This window comes from Clostridium sp. 1001271B_151109_B4, from assembly GCF_015670405.1.
Lineage (GTDB): Bacteria > Bacillota > Clostridia > Clostridiales > Clostridiaceae > Clostridium.
Genome location: NZ_JADPBQ010000007.1, coordinates 104668 through 123631, shown reverse-complemented (window position 1 = coordinate 123631; position 18964 = coordinate 104668). Strand labels below are relative to the sequence as shown.

The 18964-nt window shown below is 29.4% G+C and carries 19 protein-coding genes; 18 read left to right on the top strand and 1 reads right to left on the bottom strand.

Going from position 1 to position 18964, the window contains the following annotated elements; all coding sequences use genetic code 11:
- Nucleotide 1: 1 nt before the first annotated feature.
- The 16 genes from I4V63_RS06975 to ppdK all read left to right on the top strand — a co-directional run bounded on the left by I4V63_RS06975 (nt 2) and on the right by ppdK (nt 14554).
- The gene (locus I4V63_RS06975; RefSeq protein WP_196000571.1) at nt 2–763 is read left to right on the top strand and encodes an RsmE family RNA methyltransferase; all 762 of its coding nucleotides are present in this window, start codon (nt 2–4) and stop codon (nt 761–763) included.
- A complete protein-coding gene (gene mtaB / locus I4V63_RS06970; protein WP_196000570.1) occupies nt 763–2067 on the top strand; it encodes a tRNA (N(6)-L-threonylcarbamoyladenosine(37)-C(2))-methylthiotransferase MtaB in 1305 nt (434 codons plus the stop codon). Before I4V63_RS06975 ends, mtaB begins: the two co-directional genes overlap by 1 nt.
- A gap of 124 nt (nt 2068–2191) precedes the next feature.
- The gene (locus I4V63_RS06965) at nt 2192–2536 is read left to right on the top strand and encodes a histidine triad nucleotide-binding protein (protein ID WP_196000569.1); all 345 of its coding nucleotides are present in this window, start codon (nt 2192–2194) and stop codon (nt 2534–2536) included.
- A gap of 123 nt (nt 2537–2659) precedes the next feature.
- On the top strand, nt 2660–2836 hold the full coding sequence (gene rpsU / locus I4V63_RS06960) for a 30S ribosomal protein S21 (RefSeq protein WP_003441547.1): 177 nt from the start codon (nt 2660–2662) through the stop codon (nt 2834–2836).
- 114 nt (nt 2837–2950) lie between these two features.
- A complete protein-coding gene (locus I4V63_RS15645) occupies nt 2951–3100 on the top strand; it encodes a GatB/YqeY domain-containing protein (RefSeq protein ID WP_347707726.1) in 150 nt (49 codons plus the stop codon).
- Between the two features lie 309 nt (nt 3101–3409).
- Nucleotides 3410–3688 carry a sporulation protein YqfC gene (gene yqfC, locus I4V63_RS06950; protein ID WP_196000568.1) on the top strand — a complete coding sequence of 93 codons (279 nt, stop codon included), beginning with the start codon at nt 3410–3412 and terminating at the stop codon, nt 3686–3688.
- A 7-nt stretch (nt 3689–3695) separates the two neighbouring features.
- A complete protein-coding gene (gene yqfD, locus I4V63_RS06945) occupies nt 3696–4835 on the top strand; it encodes a sporulation protein YqfD (protein ID WP_196000567.1) in 1140 nt (379 codons plus the stop codon).
- 30 nt (nt 4836–4865) lie between these two features.
- The gene (locus I4V63_RS06940; protein ID WP_196000566.1) at nt 4866–6926 is read left to right on the top strand and encodes an HDIG domain-containing metalloprotein; all 2061 of its coding nucleotides are present in this window, start codon (nt 4866–4868) and stop codon (nt 6924–6926) included.
- A 119-nt stretch (nt 6927–7045) separates the two neighbouring features.
- Entirely contained in the window at nt 7046–7546 is a 501-nt protein-coding gene (gene ybeY / locus I4V63_RS06935; protein ID WP_196000565.1) for an rRNA maturation RNase YbeY, read from the top strand.
- Between the two features lie 21 nt (nt 7547–7567).
- Nucleotides 7568–8269, top strand: coding sequence for a diacylglycerol kinase (locus I4V63_RS06930; protein WP_196000564.1), 702 nt, complete (start codon nt 7568–7570; stop codon nt 8267–8269).
- Between the two features lie 78 nt (nt 8270–8347).
- On the top strand, nt 8348–8749 hold the full coding sequence (locus I4V63_RS06925; RefSeq protein WP_196000563.1) for a cytidine deaminase: 402 nt from the start codon (nt 8348–8350) through the stop codon (nt 8747–8749).
- 9 nt (nt 8750–8758) lie between these two features.
- On the top strand, nt 8759–9649 hold the full coding sequence (gene era, locus I4V63_RS06920) for a GTPase Era (protein WP_196000562.1): 891 nt from the start codon (nt 8759–8761) through the stop codon (nt 9647–9649).
- A gap of 7 nt (nt 9650–9656) precedes the next feature.
- Nucleotides 9657–10406, top strand: coding sequence for a DNA repair protein RecO (gene recO, locus I4V63_RS06915; RefSeq protein ID WP_196000561.1), 750 nt, complete (start codon nt 9657–9659; stop codon nt 10404–10406).
- A 7-nt stretch (nt 10407–10413) separates the two neighbouring features.
- Complete coding sequence (locus I4V63_RS06910; protein WP_196000560.1) at nt 10414–11025, top strand: DUF4342 domain-containing protein; 612 nt, start codon at nt 10414–10416, stop codon at nt 11023–11025.
- Between the two features lie 187 nt (nt 11026–11212).
- Nucleotides 11213–11851 carry a helix-turn-helix transcriptional regulator gene (locus I4V63_RS06905; protein WP_196000559.1) on the top strand — a complete coding sequence of 213 codons (639 nt, stop codon included), beginning with the start codon at nt 11213–11215 and terminating at the stop codon, nt 11849–11851.
- 69 nt (nt 11852–11920) lie between these two features.
- The gene (ppdK, locus tag I4V63_RS06900) at nt 11921–14554 is read left to right on the top strand and encodes a pyruvate, phosphate dikinase (protein WP_196000558.1); all 2634 of its coding nucleotides are present in this window, start codon (nt 11921–11923) and stop codon (nt 14552–14554) included.
- A 152-nt stretch (nt 14555–14706) separates the two neighbouring features.
- Here the strand turns inward: ppdK and I4V63_RS06895 are convergent, their stop codons facing one another.
- Nucleotides 14707–15759: a CotS family spore coat protein gene (locus tag I4V63_RS06895; RefSeq protein ID WP_196000557.1), complete on the bottom strand. Its 1053-nt coding sequence runs from the start codon at nt 15757–15759 to the stop codon at nt 14707–14709.
- A gap of 159 nt (nt 15760–15918) precedes the next feature.
- Here I4V63_RS06895 and I4V63_RS06890 point away from each other — a divergent pair, with 159 nt between their 5' ends.
- Entirely contained in the window at nt 15919–16947 is a 1029-nt protein-coding gene (locus I4V63_RS06890; protein ID WP_196000556.1) for a deoxyguanosinetriphosphate triphosphohydrolase, read from the top strand.
- 227 nt (nt 16948–17174) lie between these two features.
- Nucleotides 17175–18956 (top strand): DNA primase, encoded by a 1782-nt coding sequence (gene dnaG, locus I4V63_RS06885; protein WP_196000555.1) that lies wholly within the window; start codon nt 17175–17177, stop codon nt 18954–18956.
- The last annotated feature ends 8 nt before the right edge of the window (nt 18957–18964 follow it).

The following is an 18964-nucleotide window of genomic DNA, read 5'->3' as shown; positions in this document are numbered from 1 at the left end:
AATGCATAAATTTTTTACTCCAAAAGAATTAATTAATGGAGATGTAGCTAAAATTATAGGTGATGATGTAAAACATATATATAAAGTGCTTAGAATTTCAGAAGGTGAAAAAGTAGTGTTAAATAACTGTGAAGGCACAGAGTATTTAGCAGAGGTTACAAACGTAAGTAAACAAGAAGTTTTACTTGAGATATTAAAAAAGCTTGATTTAAATAATGAAAGCGATATTAAAATTTATTTATTTCAAGGGCTTCCAAAGTCTCAAAAGATGGATTTGATAGTTCAAAAGGGTACAGAGTTAGGAATAACAGAGTTTATACCAACAATTACCCATAGAGTAGATGTGAAATTAAAAGGTGAGTTTAAAAAGTTAGATAGATTAAATAGAATTGCACTTGAGGCTGCAAAGCAAAGTAAAAGAAGTATTGTTCCAAAAGTAATTGAGCCTTTAGAATTTGAAGCAGTATTAGGGAAAATAAAGGACTTAGATTTATTTATAGTTCCTTATGAAAATGCAGAAAATTTTGGTGTTAAGACTTTAGTAAACAAAATTAGAAATGAAGAAAAGGCTAGCAATATAAAAAGTGTTGGAATATTTGTAGGTCCTGAAGGTGGAATTGAAGAAGAGGAAATAGAAAAGCTAAAAGAAAAAGGTGCTCATATAGTGACACTTGGAAAAAGAATATTAAGGACTGAAACAGCTGGTTTTGTTGCAACAGCTTTAATACAATATGAGCTTAGTGATTTAGGAGGAAATAATTAATGAAAGTTGCATTTGCTACATTAGGTTGTAGAGTTAATGTGTATGAGTCAGAAGCTATGGCTGAAAAGTTCATTAGAGAAGGATATGAAGTTGTAGATTTTAATGAGTTTTCAGATGTGTATGTAATAAATACTTGTACAGTTACTAATATGGGAGATAAGAAATCTAGACAAATAATAAGTAGAGCTAGAAGAACAAATCCAGAAGCAATAATTGCAGCTGTCGGATGTTATTCTCAAATGGCGCCAAAAGAAGTTTCAGAAATACCGGGTGTAGATGTAGTATTAGGTACAAGAAATAAGGGTGATGTAGTTTATTATGTTAATAAAGCTAAAGATGAAGGACAGCCACAGGTTCACGTGCAACCAGTACTTCAAAATAAAAAGTTTGAAGATTTAAAAATTGAAGATTATCAAGATAAAACAAGAGCATTTTTAAAAATTCAAGATGGATGTAATAGATTCTGTACATACTGTACAATACCTTATGCAAGAGGTTCTGTTTGTTCTAAGGATCCTGATAAGGTGTTATCAGAAGTTAGAGAGCTTGCAGCTCATGGATTTAAGGAAGTAATACTTTCAGGAATACATACAGCTTCTTATGGATTAGATTTAGAAGGTAATATAAATTTAATTAACATAATAGAAGAAATAGAAAAGATTGATGGAATAGAAAGAATAAGAATAGGGTCTATAGAGCCTGCATTCTTTACTAATGAAGTAGTTGAAAAAATTAAAGGATTTAAAAAGCTATGTCCACACTTCCATTTATCTCTTCAAAGTGGATGTGATGCAACACTAAAGAGGATGAATAGAAGATATACAGCTGAAGAATATGAAGCATCAGTTAATATGTTAAGAGAAACATTGCCGGATGTATCTATTTCTACGGATGTAATAGTTGGATTCCCAGGAGAAACAGAAGAGGAATTTAATGAAACATATGAATATTTAAAGAGAATCCATTTAACTAAAACTCATGTGTTTAAATATAGTCCAAGAAAAGGTACAAAGGCAGCTGATATGCCAAATCAATTAGATGGAAATATTAAAGATATGAGAAGTAAGGAATTAATAGAATTAAATGATATTAATGAGCATGCATTTACAGAAAAGTTTATTGGAAGAATAATGGATGTATTAATAGAAAAAGAAGTTAAAGATAAGCCAGATTTCTATGAAGGATATACAAGAAACTATATTAAGGTAATAGTACATTGCATGTCAGCTAATATTACTGGTAAAATAGTAGATGTTAAGATAGAAGAAGCTATAGAAGATTATGCTATAGCGACCATGGTTTAGGATAGTTAATAGTTTATTTTAACTATTAACTAGTTAAAAGGGAAACTCCTTCTCTTGAAATCGAAGGAGTAACTTCAACTAGCCAAATTGAAAATTTGGAGTTTCAGTTAAAGGAGGTGAGTTTATGGGAGATTGTTTATTTTGTAAAATAGTAGCAGGTGAAATACCGTCAAAAAAAATATATGAAGATGATAAAGTATTAGCTTTTTATGATATAAGTCCAGCTGCTCCAGTTCACTTTTTAGTTATACCTAAAGAACATATTAGTAGTGCTAATGAATTGAATGAAAAAAATTCTAATATAGTTTCACACATATTCATGGTTATCAATAAAATAGTAAGAGAACTAAATATTGCTGATTCAGGCTACAGAATTGTCAATAATTGTGGTACAGATGGCGGTCAAACAGTAAATCACTTACATTTTCATGTTTTAGGTGCACGTGAATTGAAATGGCCACCGGGTTAATAGAAAAATAGTATAAATAATATTGACATTTTCGTAATCATTATTGTATAATACAATATGTGTTATTAAGCCCGTAGCTGAGTTAAAGATACTAATTTGAGCTAGCGGAGGGAGGGATAATAGATGTCAGAAATCAAAGTTGGAGAAAACGAAACACTAGAAAGTGCATTAAGAAGATTTAAGAGAAAATGCGCAAGAGCTGGGGTTCTTTCAGAAGTTAGAAAGAGAGAACATTACGAAAAACCAAGTGTTAAGAGAAAGAAAAAATCAGAAGCTGCAAGAAAGAGAAAATTCAAGTAGTTTTTAGTTTTTTAAAACGGTATTTAAGTATGCCAACAATAAAAGTAGACTACAAGGAAACTGAAAATATTAAATTCTAAAAGTTATTTTAGAATTTATTTTAGAGGTTATTCTGTGATATTACTAGTAAAAAAGACCTGCGGTGTTACGCTTGAGGACGATAAGGTTATAGAGATATTAGCAAAAGAAGTCAAGCAAAGTAATGCAATGCTTGAATTTGAAAAGGGAAATAGACAGGATTTTATAGAAGAGAATAAATCTTAAGTTGAAATCTTGCTAGGTTACCTTCCTCAGCAATTAAGTGAAGAAGATATTTTACGAATTGTAAAAGAACAGCTACAGAATTGGGTGCATATAGCATGTAAGACATGGGTAAACTTATGTCAGCAGTTAGACCAAGGGTTGTAGATAGAGCAGAGGAGAAGCTTGTAAGTCAAATTGTTTAAGAGTATTTAAATAGTAAATATAAAAAAAGAACTCAATGTAAATTGAGTTCTTTTTTTATTTTTGTGATTTTCTTTAAAATTAAATCATAAGGTACAATGAGAGAGTATTTAAAAAAGGAGAGAAGTTATGGAGAAAAAGTTTAATAGAGGAAAAGAAATATTAGTAGAAAAACTAGATCTTCCTAAAGATGTACTTTTAGATTTACCAAAGATTATTGTTATAGGGAGAAATGAAATAACTATAGAAAATCACAAAGGAATAATGGTATTCGAAAAAGATAAGATAAAAATTAATACTAATATGTCACCTATAGAAATAAAAGGCAATAGTTTTGAGATACTGTATATAGCATCAGCCACAATAACTATTAAAGGTTATTTTGATTCAATTGAATATGTGAGGTGAATGATAAATGGCTTTTGATAAGATGAAAAAGGGGAAAATATTAGTTGAAATTAAAATATTAAATACCGAAAGATTATTAAATCTTTTTTGGAGTAAAAATATAAGGGTATATAAAATAAAAAGAAAAGACGCAGCGACACTAATATTGGAAATAGATTATTTAGATTATGCTGATGTTAGAGAGTTAGTTGTAAATTTAGGTGGCAGAATAAATATTATAAAAAGTGATGGATTTGTATTTTTTTTAGGTGGTATCAAAAAAAGAATGTCATTAGCAATTGGAGCTGTACTTTTTTTAGGAATAATATTGTATTTATCTACTTACATATGGTCTATAGAAGTAGAGGTTCAAAAAAATATTCCTCCATTTGAAATTAGAAAAGAATTAAGTGAAATAGGGATAAAACCAGGAATATCTAAAAACTCTATTGATGTAAAGGAGATAGAGAAGAAATTAGAAAATATGAGTAATGAAATTTTATGGCTTAGAGTAAGAATTGAAGGTTCTACATTAAAAGTTACAGTTGAGGAGAAGATTAATCCGCCGCAAGCTGAAAATTATGAGTATGGAAATCTTGTAGCTACTAGAGAAGGAGAAATAAAAAGAGTATATACTTTTGCTGGAAGAAGTACTGTAAAAGTAGGTCAATTGGTTAAAGTAGGTGATGTTATAATTCAAGGAATTGATGGAGCAGAGGGTGGAGAATATATCTTGCCACCAAGAGGAATAGTAATTGCAAATACTTTTTATGAAAAATCTATAAATGTAAAAGTTAGTGGAACTTCTTTAGAAAGAAGTGGGAGGAAGGATAGCGATATTTATATATCTATTTTTGGTAAAAAAATATACTTGAAAAAGGCTACAAAAGATTTCGAGCAATATGATAAAATAGAAAAGAGTGGAAATTTATTTAATAAGGTGTTATATTATGAGAGAGTAGAGAAAGAAATTAATTTATCTCAGGAAGAAGCAATTGAAAATTCAGTTAAAGAATTAGAAAACTCGTTGTTAAATGATTTAAATAGGGATGCAAAGATAGTAGATAAATTAATAGATAATGAAATGCAAGATGATGAGAATTTATTAGTAAAGGTAGTATTTGTTGTAGAACAAAACATAGTTAGTGAAGAAACCGTAGGATATTAAATATTAGGGGAAGATGAGAAGGTGAACTAAATGAAAGATAAAAGTGATGTTTTAAAAAAGGTGCATATGGATAAATGGAAAAGAATATTTTTATTTACTATTACATCTATTTTTATTTATTTTATAGTGTTGACTGTTGTCACACCAAAGAGATATAAATTAAATGAAGGTGACATTGCAACTGTAGATATTAAAGCACCACGTGATATAATCGATGAAGAAGCTACTAAAGCTAAAGAGCAAGAGGTTACGGCAAAAGTAGAAAAAAAGTTTACGCTTAAAAATGAAATTAAAATAGAGGCAAGTGAAAATATAAAAAGCTTTTTTGATAAGTTAATTAATTTAAAGAGCAATGAGATAGATGAAAAAAGTAAGATAAGTGAATTGAAAAAGATAGATGCATTTAAGCTTTCGGATTCAGAATATAAAACTTTGCTAGACTTAAGCGTTGATAAGGATACCGAATTACAATGGATAGCATTAACTGCTATAGATAAAGGCTACGAAAAGCAAATAGAAGATAGTAGCGAAGATATAGCAGAAGCAAAAACAATTGTCGCTGATTATTTATCAAGTCAAGATTTAGAGTCAAATATAGAAGTGATTTTGAGAGAAATGTGTGAAAGTCAGATTAAGGCTAATTATTTCTTTGACCAATCTAAAACTGATGAAGCTGTAAAGGAAGCATTGAAAAGTGTTTCTAAAGTTATGATTAAAAAAAATCAGACTATTGTTAAAGAAGGAGAGCCGATTACTCAGCAGCAAATAAATATTTTGACAGAACTAGGACTTGTAGGAGAGGATGTTAGTAAAGACTATATTTATACTTATATAATATTAGCCTTTTTTGTTTTATTTGTATTAGGAATGCAGTATATGTATCTAAAAAAAGAAAAGAAAGAAATTTTAGTAGATACAAAATTAGTATTTTTAATTTTATTATTAAATTTATTATCAGTAATTTCAGCAAGGGTATTTACATTTGTATCACTATTTATAATACCTATAGCTTGTGCCCCTATACTTATGACTGTATTTTTAGACTCAAAGATTTCTATTGTAATAAGTTCTTTAAATTTATTGTTTATAGGAGTTATTGTTGGATTTGATCCACAGGTAATTTTAATTGGAATTGTATCAATTATAGTATCATCAACTACATTAAAGAAGATTAGTCAAAGAAATGACATATTATATTCAACTGTTTATGTATCAGCTTCTGCTGCTGTTGTAGTTTTATCTAGTGGAATGCTTTTATCAAATAATATAAAGCAAATATTATTTGATGTGATATTAGCTGTATTTGGTGCATTTATTTCGGGGATTCTAGCAATGGGATTATTGCCATTCTTAGAATCAAGCTTTAGCTTAGTTACGAATATGAAGTTATTAGAACTTTCTAATCCTAATAATCCTTTATTAAAAAGGCTGTTAATGGAAGCACCAGGAACATATCATCATAGTGTAATGGTGGCTAATTTAGCTGAAGTTGCTGCAGAGGAAGTTGGGGCTAATCCTATGTTAGTAAGGGTAGGTGCTTATTATCATGATGTAGGAAAGATAAAGAGACCATTTTTCTTTGGAGAAAATCAATTGGGTGGAGCAAATCCACATGATAAAATTTCACCAGCTTTAAGCACTACAATAATAATATCCCATGTTAAGGATGGGTTAGAGTTAGCAAAGGAATATGATATTCCTAAGGTAGTAAGTGATATGATTGTTCAACATCATGGAACTACATTAGTTAAGTATTTTTATTATACTTTAAAAAATAGTAGTGAAAATCCAGATGAGGTAAAAGAAGAGGATTTTAGATATCCAGGTCCTAAACCTCAAAGCAAAGAAGCTGCAATTATTATGATGGCAGATAGTGTTGAAGCGGCTGTTAGATCAATTCAAGAGCCTACATTAGAGAAAATTGAAGATATGGTAAATAATATTGTTAAAGATAAAATGAACTCTAATCAGTTAAATGAGTGTGATTTAACATTTAGAGATTTAGAAGCTATTAAAGCATGCTTCTTAAGAGTTTTAAAAGGTATTTATCATCATAGGATAGAATATCCAACTGAAAAGGGGAAAGAGTAAAAAGGGAGGGAAACCTCCCTTTTTATATAAGTTGCGAAGTTTAAGTAAAAGACGTATAATGAATAAACGCAAGCAATAATATTACATATTATATGATAAGTATAAAGGAAGGAGTAAGTATGTTATATACTGATAATAGACAAAATGTAATTGAGGTAACAGATGAACTTATTAATATTATTAATGAAGTGTGTGATGTAACGTTAAAAGATGAAGAAGTTGTAATACCATATCAAATTTCACTTTTGTTTGTAGATAATAATGAAATAAGGCAAATAAATAATGAAACAAGAGGGATAGATAAAGCAACAGATGTATTATCTTTTCCTATGTTGGACTATCCAGAAAATATGGTTTTTAAGAATGTTTATAAAAATAAGAAGTTTAATGAGATATATTTAGATGGAGATGAATTAGTGCTAGGTGATATGGTTTTATCATTAGAAAGGGCTAGAGAGCAAAGCATAGAATATAATCACTCTTTTGAGAGAGAGGTTTGTTATTTAGTTGTACATTCAATACTTCATTTGTTAGGATATGATCATATGAATGATGAAGATAAAGCTAAAATGAGAACTAGAGAAGAAGAGATATTGGGAAAATTAAATATAAAGAGATAGATATGGTAAGAGGGTGAATTTATGGAGATGAAAAAGTTATTAGAGAGCTTTAATCATGCAATTAATGGAGTGATTGATGCCGTTAGAACTCAAAGAAATATGAAGATACATGTTATAGCTTCAATAGCTGTACTTATAGCTTGCTTTTTCTTTGATATTTCTAAGGCTGAGTTTTTAGCATTAGCAATTACAATTACAATGGTAATTAGTGCTGAACTTGTAAACACAGCAGTAGAAGCTGCAGTAGATTTAAATACTAATTATTATCATCCATTAGCAAAAGTAGCTAAAAACACTGCAGCAGGAGCTGTATTAGTAACAGCAATAAATGCATTGTTAGTAGGATATATTGTATTTTGGGATAAATTATCTAATTTTTCTTATGAGGTAGTATACAAGATTAAGCACTCAGAACCATATATGATTTTTATTGCATTAGTAATAGTTGTATTAGCTGTATTAATAATTAAGGCTATATTTGGTGAAGGTACACCGCTTAAAGGTGGGATGCCAAGTGGGCATAGTGCCTTGGCGTTTTCAATATCAACAGCCATTTCGCTTATAACAGAGAAACCTATTTGTATTATATTAGCTTATTTAATGGCATTTATTACAGCTCAAAGTAGGGTTGATTCAGAGGTTCATACTGTTTTTGAAGTGATTGTTGGTGGTGTATTAGGAATTTTATTAACATTATTAATATTTACTATATTTAAATTATAAAGTTAGTTATAAATATTTAGTTTTTATGAGATATTAAAATTAATATATATGATATACTATTTAAATGGAGGAATAAGAATGAAATATAGAGAGTTAATTTTAAGTGCATTAGAAGCAAGAGAAAAAGCTTATTGTCCATATTCAAATTTTAAGGTAGGTGCTGCTGTACTATTTGAAGATGGAAAAATATATGATGGAAGCAATATTGAAAATGCTTCTTTTGGCGGAACAAATTGTGCTGAAAGAACAGCTATTTTTAAGGGTGTTCATGAAGGAAATAGAGAAATTCAAGCTATAGCAGTGGTTGGTGATGTAAATGCATATACTTATCCATGTGGAATATGCAGACAGGTAATAGCTGAATTTACTAAAGATGAAAAAATACCAGTAATAATTATAAAAAATGAAAATGACTATATAGTGAAAACTTTTGAAGAAATACTTCCAGGTGTTTTTTCGAAGAAGGACTTAAAAGGCTAGGAGGATAAAATGTTTAAATCAGGATTTGTAACAATAGTAGGAAGACCAAATGTAGGGAAGTCTACATTATTAAATGAAATAATGGGGGAAAAATTATCAATAGTATCTAATAAACCTCAAACAACAAGAAATAATATTCAAACTATATTAACTGGAGATGATTATCAATTAGTCTTTGTAGATACTCCAGGGATACATAAGCCTAAACATAAATTAGGTGAGTACATGGTAAATTCAGCTAAGGATTCAATAAAAGAAGTTGATTTAGTTTTATTTTTAGTTAATCCATGCGAAGAAATTGGTAGAGGTGATAGATTCATATTAGAAGCCTTAAAAACTCAAAAAGCACCAGTTTTTTTAGTTGTAAATAAAGTTGATGAAAATTCACATGATAAGGTTGCAAAAACTTTAGAGATGTTTTCTAAGGAGTATGAGTTTGAAGAATTAATACCGATATCAGCTCTAAAAGGAAAGAATGTTGATTCATTAGTAAAATTAATGGTTGATAAAATGCCAGAGGGACCACAATATTATCCAGAAGATATGATTACTGATGTTCAAGAAAGATTTATTGTAGCTGAAATTGTAAGAGAAAAAGCACTGAAGAACTTAAGAGATGAGGTGCCTCATGGAATAGCTGTTGATGTTATTCAAATGAAACAAAACGAAAAAGGTACATATCATATTGAGGTAGACTTAATTTGTGAAAAAGACTCACATAAAGGAATAATAATAGGTAAAAATGGAACAAGTTTAAAGAAAATAGGTGAAACTTCAAGATATGAAATAGAAAGATTCCTTCGTGCTAAAATTAATTTAAAAATTTGGGTTAAGGTAAGAAAAGAATGGAGAGATAATGGACTTCTACTTAGAGAATTAGGATACAAAAAAAATAAGTAGATAGGAGTTGATTATTCTGTCTATTACAAAGACTAAAGGTATAATAATTAAATCAATAGATTATAAAGAAAATGACAAGCTTATTTGGGCTTATTGTGAAGAGTTAGGGAAAATAACATTCATAGCAAGAGGAGCTAAGAAGAGTAAAAGTAAAAACTTAGCACTTACATTGCCATTATGCTTTGCAGATTATATATTTTTTAAAGGAAGAAATTTATATAACTTACAAGAAGGAAGAATTATAAATTCATTTCAAGGGTTATTGGATAATTTGGATAAATTAACATATTCATCGTATATTTGTGAATTAATTGATATTTGTGTTCAAGAAGGAGAAGTCAATAAAAACTTATTTAGAGACTTTATTACATGCACATATTTATTAAATACAGATGCTATGGATTATGAAATGTTGATTAGAGCATTTGAACTAAGATTACTTGATGCAACGGGATATGGTCTGCAATTTGATAAATGTTGTATATGTAAAAAAGCAATAAGTACAAGTGATTATATTTCTTTGTCGTATTTTGGTGGAGTTTGTGATACATGTAATAAAGAACATGGAATATATATATCAAGGGCGGGGTATAATGCTCTTCGATTTTTAAGCAATACACCTATGGATAAGATATATAGATTAAATGTTACAAAAGAGGTTAAGCAACAAATAGAAAAAGTAACAACATTTATAATTAATTCGAATTACTCAAGAAGGCCTAAAAGTTTAGAAATGTTAAAATATATAAAGGAGTAGAGAGAGTATGGATATTACATTGGAAAAAGTTGATAAGGTAAAAGAAAGAACTGGAGTTAGCTATAGTGAAGCAAAAGAAGCATTAGAAGTGTCTAACGGAAGTGTTTTAGATGCAATAATATTTTTAGAAGAAAAATCTAAAAATAATGCACAAAATGAAGAGAACATGGAATATAACAAGAAAACTGAAACTATAGATGAATTAAAAGTTTGGCTAAAGGATTTAATAAACAAAGGTAATGTTACTAGAATTAAAGTAAGTAAAGATGGGAAAAAATTAGTTGATGTACCTGTAAATGCAGGAATAGCAGCAGGGGTTATTGCTATTGTTATTCCGCCTATACTAGCATTTGTAGTTGTTGCAGCAGTAGTTACGCAAGTAACTATAGAAATAACTAAAGCTGATGGAAGCGTTGAAGTAGTTAATAAATACATTTCAGCAGCTGTAAATGAAGCAAAAGATAAAGCAAGTGATTTTGCTGATAAGGTAAAAGAAAAGGTACAAGATGTTAACATTGATAGTATTAAAATGCCTGGAAAAGATAAAGGCAAAGAAAATGATGATAATAACACATTTACTTACACTGTAAATTTTAATGATGAAGATGATAAAAAATAGCAAATCGAAGAAAAACAAAGATATAATATAGGAAATTAGAAAAGAATAGGAATATTCAAACTAAATGGAAGATTTTTCTTAAAATTAGGTATAGTAAAAAGATTATAAAATGTTATAATTATACTGTAAATAGAAAAAATTCTTAATTGTCTGAATATTCCTTTAATAGTCGAAAAGAGGGGTAGCATTGAAGTTTACAAACAGACAAGAGGAAATAATTAAAATAGTTCAGGCAGGTGAGCCGGTTACAAGTGAAGCGATAGCTGAAAAGTTAGGCGTGACAAGAGCAGCTTTAAGAGCTGATTTAGCAATACTTACAATGACTGGTACTTTAGATGCTAGACCAAAAGTGGGTTATGTTTATTTGGGTAAAAAAGTTGACGGGGACATATTAGAAAATATATCCAAAATAAGAGTGGGAGACATTATGTCGAAACCTGTAACCGTTAACGATGCTACTACGGTTTATGAGGCAATTGTTCATTTGTTTTTGCATGATGTAGGAACGTTATTTGTTGAAAGTAATGGTAATTTAGTTGGTGCAGCTTCTAGAAAGGATTTCTTGAAAATTGCAATAGGGGGAACTGATATACATAAAGTCCCTGTTGGAGTAATTATGACTAGAATGCCTAATATAATTTATGGTTCACCAGATGATAGTGCTTATTCACTAGCAAAGAAAATAATAGAACATGAAATTGATAGTATACCAATAGTAGAGAAATCTTGCGATTCAGACGATGGAAAGTTTAATTTAAAAATAGTGGGTAAAATCTCTAAGACTAATATAACTAAGTTATTTGTTAATCTAGGAGAAGCAAAGTAAATTAAAGGGTAACTGCAAGATTATAATCTTGTTAGTATATATTTATTGTATGAACGGAGGAGTATTGAGATGGAGAATAAAAAGTATGTTTATCTTTTCAGTGAAGGTGACGGGTCAATGAGAAACCTTCTTGGAGGTAAAGGGGCAAATTTAGCAGAAATGACTAGAATAGGGATTCCAGTTCCTCAAGGATTTATAGTTACAACTGAGGCTTGTAATAAATATTATGAGGATGGAAAACAAATTTCAAATTCAATTGTAGAAGAGATCCATGCAAATATCAAAGAACTAGAAAGAATAACAGGAAAAGAATTTGGAAGCAACACTAATCCATTATTAGTTTCTGTAAGATCTGGTGCGAGGGTATCAATGCCAGGTATGATGGATACAATATTAAACTTAGGATTAAATGATGTTGCTGTAGAAGCTGTTGCAAAGTCAACGAATAATCCAAGATTTGCTTATGATTCATATAGAAGATTTATTCAAATGTTCTCTGATGTTGTTATGGGGATAGAAAAGAGATTATTTGAAGATTTAATAGATGAAGCTAAAGAAGCAAAAGGTGTTAAATATGACACTGAATTAGATGAAAGTGATTTAAAAGAATTAGTTGTAAAGTATAAGGAATTATACAAGAAAGAAAAAGGTGAAGAGTTCCCACAAAATCCAATAGATCAATTGACAGAATCTATTACGGCTGTATTTAGATCATGGGATAATCCAAGAGCCATCGTTTATAGAAGATTAAATGATATTCCAGGTGAATGGGGAACTGCTGTCAATGTGCAACAAATGGTTTTTGGTAACAAGGGAGAAACTTCAGGTACTGGTGTTGCATTCTCAAGAAATGCTGCAACAGGTGAAAAAGAAATTTATGGTGAATATTTAATGAATGCTCAAGGTGAGGATGTTGTTGCGGGTATTAGAACACCACTTCCAATATCTAAGTTAGAAGAACAAAACCCCGCTATATATAAACAATTCATGGATATAGTTCATACTCTTGAAAATCATTATAGGGATATGCAAGATATGGAATTTACTATTGAAGAAGGTAAATTATACTTTTTACAAACAAGAAATGGTAAAAGAACAGCTCAAGCAGCATTAAAGATTGCGGTTGATTTAGTTGAAGAAGGTATGTTAACTAAAGAAGAAGCAATACTTAAAGTTGAGCCTAAACAATTAGACTCTTTATTACATCCTACTTTTGATGCTAATGAATTAAAGAAAGCAAATGCTATAGCTAAAGGTCTTCCAGCATCACCAGGAGCAGCTTGTGGGAAAGTTGCATTTACTGCAGAAGAAGCTAAAGAAAGAGCTGAAAAAGGCGAAAAAGTAGTATTAGTAAGACTTGAGACTTCACCAGAAGATATTGAAGGTATGATTGCAGCTGAGGGTATTTTAACTGTAAGAGGTGGTATGACATCTCATGCAGCCGTTGTTGCAAGAGGTATGGGTACTTGCTGTGTTGCAGGTTGTGGAGAGTTAAAAGTTAATGAAGAGGCTAGAACTTTAGAAGCTAACGGAAAAGTTTACACAGATAAAGATTATATTTCAATAGATGGCTCTACAGGAAATATATTTGGTGAAGCTATAAAAACAGTTACTCCAGAAATTTCAGGCCATTTCGCAACATTCATGGGATGGGCAGATGATATTAGAAAGCTTAAAGTTAGAACTAATGCAGATAATCCAAGAGATACAAAGCAAGCTGTTGAATTTGGAGCTGAAGGTATAGGGCTTTGTAGAACAGAGCATATGTTCTTTGAAGAAGATAGAATTATGGCTATGAGAGAAATGATAGTAGCTAAGAATGAAGATGAAAGAAGAGCTGCACTTTCTAAATTACTTCCAATGCAAAAGAAAGACTTTATTGGAATGTATGAAGAATTAAAGGGAATGCCAGCTACAATTAGATTCTTAGATCCACCACTACATGAATTTTTACCTCATAATGATGAAGAAATTGCAGATCTTGCAAAAACAATGGGATTAACATTTGATGAGCTTAAGGGAACAGTGGAAAGTTTACATGAGTTTAATCCTATGATGGGTCATAGAGGTTGTAGATTAGCTGTTTCTTATCCAGAAATTGCTGAAATGCAAACTAGAGCTGTTATTGAAGCTGCAATAGATGTTAAGAACAATAAAGGATATAATATAGTTCCTGAAATAATGATTCCATTAGTTGGTGAAGTAAAAGAATTAAAATTTGTTAAGGATATAGTTGTTAGAACAGCAGAAGAAGTTATGGAAGAAAAGGGAGTTAAATTAGATTATCATGTTGGTACAATGATTGAAATTCCAAGAGCAGCTATAACTGCAGATGAAATAGCTAAAGAAGCTGAATTCTTCTCATTTGGAACAAATGATTTAACACAAATGACATTTGGTTTCTCAAGAGATGATGCAGCTAAATTCTTATCAGATTATTATGAGAGAAAAATATATGAACAAGATCCATTTGCTAAGCTTGACCAAAAAGGTGTTGGTCAATTAGTTAAGATTGCAGCTGAAAAGGGTAGAGCTTCAAGACCAAATATTAAATTAGGTATTTGTGGAGAACATGGAGGAGATCCATCATCAGTTGAATTTTGTCATGATATTGGATTAAACTATGTATCTTGTTCACCATTTAGAGTGCCTGTGGCAAGGCTTGCAGCTGCACAAGCACAAGTTAAGAATCCAAGAAAATAAAAAGAGATAAAAATAAAGGAGTGTGAAAACACTCCTTTATTTTTATTTCAGTTTGTTGAAAAACTCCCTGTTTAAAAACAGAGGGTTTTTCCATTATTAGTTGTGGATAAAACTTAAGATTCAAAATATCATTAAGACTAGTAATATAATATTTAAAATTTTATATCATAATAACGTTTGTAGATATCAATCATATTATTAATATAATCAAGTTGGGCTTGTGAATGATTTAAGCCTTTGTTCAATAAAGAAATAAATGAATTTTTATTGCATTTATCAATGTTCTTATAGTAATCTCTAGAAATTTTCCAGTATTTTTGAGGAAATGCTAAATAAGCTAAAATATACTTTAAATCGGATTTGCTTAAATCATTATTCTTTCTATAAGCGTTAAGGATATTGATAGTTAAGGCAGAATTCCAGTTAGTTGTATTACGTTTAAGTAATCTTCTTAAAAAATAAGAAATGTCATGAGCAGAATAATCTATTTTACATTTATCAAAGTCAATAATCCAAACATCATTATTAGATTTATTTATTAATATATTTTTATTTACATAATCGCCATGACATAGGGAGATATTTAAATCACTGTTGTCTATTGATGAAGATATTTCAAGCGATAACTTTGCAAGAGCTAAGTTATTATCAAGATTATTTAAATATATTTTTGAAAATTTATCCTTGTATGAAAAAGCCAAATTTGCATTTTCTAGAAGTTCATTAAAATGCTTACTTACAGAAAGGTGATAATCCTCTAATCCAATTCTTTTTTCACTACCATCAATTGGTCTGAAGTCTTTAGAACATTTATGTAATTTTGCAAGAGTTTTAATAGATAAATTTAAATCACTTAGTGAATCAAAATCGCATTTTTCACCTTCAACCCAAGGCGTTAAAATAAAAAGCATATCTTCATAAATAATATATCTGCACTTATCATATGAAGGAAGTAATTTGGGAACCTTGATATTATTTCTGTATAACCACTCCATTGCTGAATAAACAAACAGTAAATTTTTCTCATCATAATAAACTTTTTTTAAGCAGTAATTTTTGTTGTTTAAGCTTACTTTAAATACCGCTCTTTGTTTATCAGTATCCTTAAATTTAATCATTGTAATATCAGCATTATCTAAAAAAAATTTTGGTAGTATATTTTTTCTTATATTATCAATATCAATGACTTTATTTTCATTGTTCATTGTAAATCTCCTTATTAAATTTCTTATTATAATAATATTATGAAAAACATATAAATATACATAGCTTAGAGAGAGAATAAAATATAATCATATGATACCTATTATAAATTAGAGGAATTATGAGAAAAATATAGAATAGATTATTTTGAGGTGAGTTAGATGGAAATAAGAGAAAGAATAGAAAATAATGAAGACTTGACATTAATTCCAGAAGCTATTCATAGTAATAAAAGTGTAGGGAGAGAAATAGAAGAAGAGCCTGATAATATTAGAACTTGTTTTATGGTAGATAGAGATAGAATTATACATTGTAAATCTTTTAGAAGATTAAAGCATAAGACGCAAGTATACATACGAACTTTTGGGGATCACTATAGAACTAGACTTACTCACACTTTAGAAGTTGCACAAATAGGAAGAACTATAGGTGCAGGCATAGGTTTAAATGAAATGCTTATTGAAGCAATTGCATTAGGACATGACTTAGGGCACGTTGCTTTTGCACATAATGGCGAAGAAGTGCTTAATGAGTTTTTAGACGGTGGATTTAGGCATAATGAACAAAGTGTAAGGGTAGTGAAAAAATTAGAGAAGGATGGAAAAGGGTTAAATCTCACTGAAGAGGTTATAGATGGTATACTTAATCATAGTGGATTAGGGCAAAAAGAAAATATAGCAAAAACATTAGAAGGAAGAATAGTAAAATATAGCGATAAAATTGCATATTTAAACCATGATATTGATGATTCAATTAGAGCGGGTTTGTTGAAAGAAGAACAATTACCTAAGGAGATTATTAAAGTATTAGGTAAAACTCATTCAGATAGAATACAGGTACTTATTAACGATATGATAAATGAAACAACAGAAAATTTGAAATGTGGGAAATATGATATTAAACAAAGTGATGAAGTTAAGGAAGCTATGATTGAATTAAGGAAATATATGTTTAAAAATATTTATTTGGCAGATGTTTTAAGGGAGGAACGTGGTAAAGCGAAATTTATATTAACGCATGTAATAGATTATTTTTATAAACATAATGAAGAGTTACCTAAACTTTATAAAGACATATCTTGTGAGGAAGGATTAAAAAGAGGAGTAGCAGATTATATAGCAGGAATGACAGATGACTATTGTATTTCAACATTTAATAAGATATATGTTCCAAAGTTTGTAATTTATTAGTAAAAAAGTTGTATAATACAAAAAAATTGGGAACAATAAATTTTGTAGAATAAAAAGGATTTTAAGAATTGAGATAGAATTAATAATATTAGGGTAGAATAACAATAAAAATTCTATGAGTATGACATAATAAAATAAATTTAATTAAAAAAGTTAGAAGGAATTTATAATAATATGTCGAAATGTATAGAGTGGGAAAAAATTATATTAAGTAAGGAGGGATCTCCTTGCAGATTTCTGAAGAAATTTTAGAAAAAATAAAATCACAAAATGATATTGTAGATGTAATTTCTGAAAGGGTTAGACTAAAGAAGGCTGGTAGAAACTTCACGGGGCTATGCCCTTTTCATAATGAAAAAACACCTTCTTTTTCGGTGTCTCAAGAAAAGCAAATTTATAAGTGCTTTGGATGTGGAGAAGCTGGAAATGTCATTTCCTTTGTTATGAAAGATAAAAATTTACCTTTTATCGAAGCTGTAAAGTATTTAGCAAATAGAGCAAATATTCCTTTGAGGTTAGGAAATGGAGAACAAAGTCAAAGTAATAGAAAAAAAGATTTGTTATATAGAGTAAATGTTGAAGCAGCAAAATTTTTCTTTTCAAATCTTATGAATAACCAAAATGCAAAAGAATATTTTTTAAATAGAGGAATTAAAGAAGAAACAATTAAAAAGTTTGGCTTAGGGTATGCCAATGATAGTTGGAATAGTTTAATGTTTTATTTAAGAAAAAAAGGCATTAATGATGTGTTATTAGAAGAAGCAGGTCTTATTTCTGTTAATAAAGAGAAAGGAAGAAAGTATGACAGGTTTAGAAATAGGGTTATGTTCCCAGTATTTGATTATCAAGGTAAGGTAATTGGATTTGGCGGAAGAGTATTAGATGATTCAAAACCTAAGTATTTAAATTCACCTGAAACTTTAGTTTTCCAAAAAGGCACTAATTTGTATGGATTAAATTTTGCTTTAAAGCATAATATGAGCGAAAGGTATTTTGTTATCGTAGAAGGATATATGGATTTAATATCATTACATCAATATGGAATAACTAACGTTGTTGCATCTTTAGGAACTGCATTAACAATAAATCAAGCGAGATTATTAAAGAGATATGCAGACAAAGTAGTAATATCTTATGATGCTGATTTAGCAGGACAGATGGCAACGTTAAGAGGGCTGGAAATTTTAAGAACTGCAGGTTTTGATGTAAGGGTATTAAGCATCCCACAAGGAAAAGACCCAGATGAATATGTCAGAAGTAATGGGAGAGAGGCATTTTTAAAATTAATAAATAATGCAGAGCCGTTAATTGATTATAGAATTAAGAAGGCTGAAGAAGGAATTGATTTTAAAAATAGTCAATCTGTGATTTTATATTCAAAGAGAATAATGGATATAATTTCAGATTTGGATCCTATAGAAAAAGATGTTTACATTAAAAAAGCATCTGAAAATACTGGCATAAAAGAGCAGGCATTGTATGATATCCTTAAAAGTAAAATGAAAGATAATAGAGAAAATGATTTTAGGAATAATAAGGCAGAAGATAGGTCAAAATTATATGTAGAGCCTGGATTTTTAAAAGCAGAGAGAACACTCTTAAAAATGATGCTTGAAAATGAAGAGTATTTACAGTATATAGAGGAAAGAATATCAGAAAACGACTTTATTTTGCTAGAACATAAAGAAATTTTCACTGTTATTATATTGGCAAAAGGGGAAAATATAAATAACATAGAATCATTTATAGAGTCAAGACTAAGTAATGCAAAAAGCATTGGAGAATTAGTTAAGATTAAAGAAGAGAATATATTCTTTGCTGATAATATAAAGGTACAAATTGATGATTTAATTAATGAAATACATTCTTATAAATTGAAGCAAAGAATCGATCAACTAAGAAAAGAGCAAAAAGAACTTGAAAATCAAGGCAGAGTTGAAGAATCAATTAAATTAGCCATTGAATTAGCAAGTATTACTAAAAAGTTGAAAGAGAGTAAGAGAGTGTAGTTGGTCAT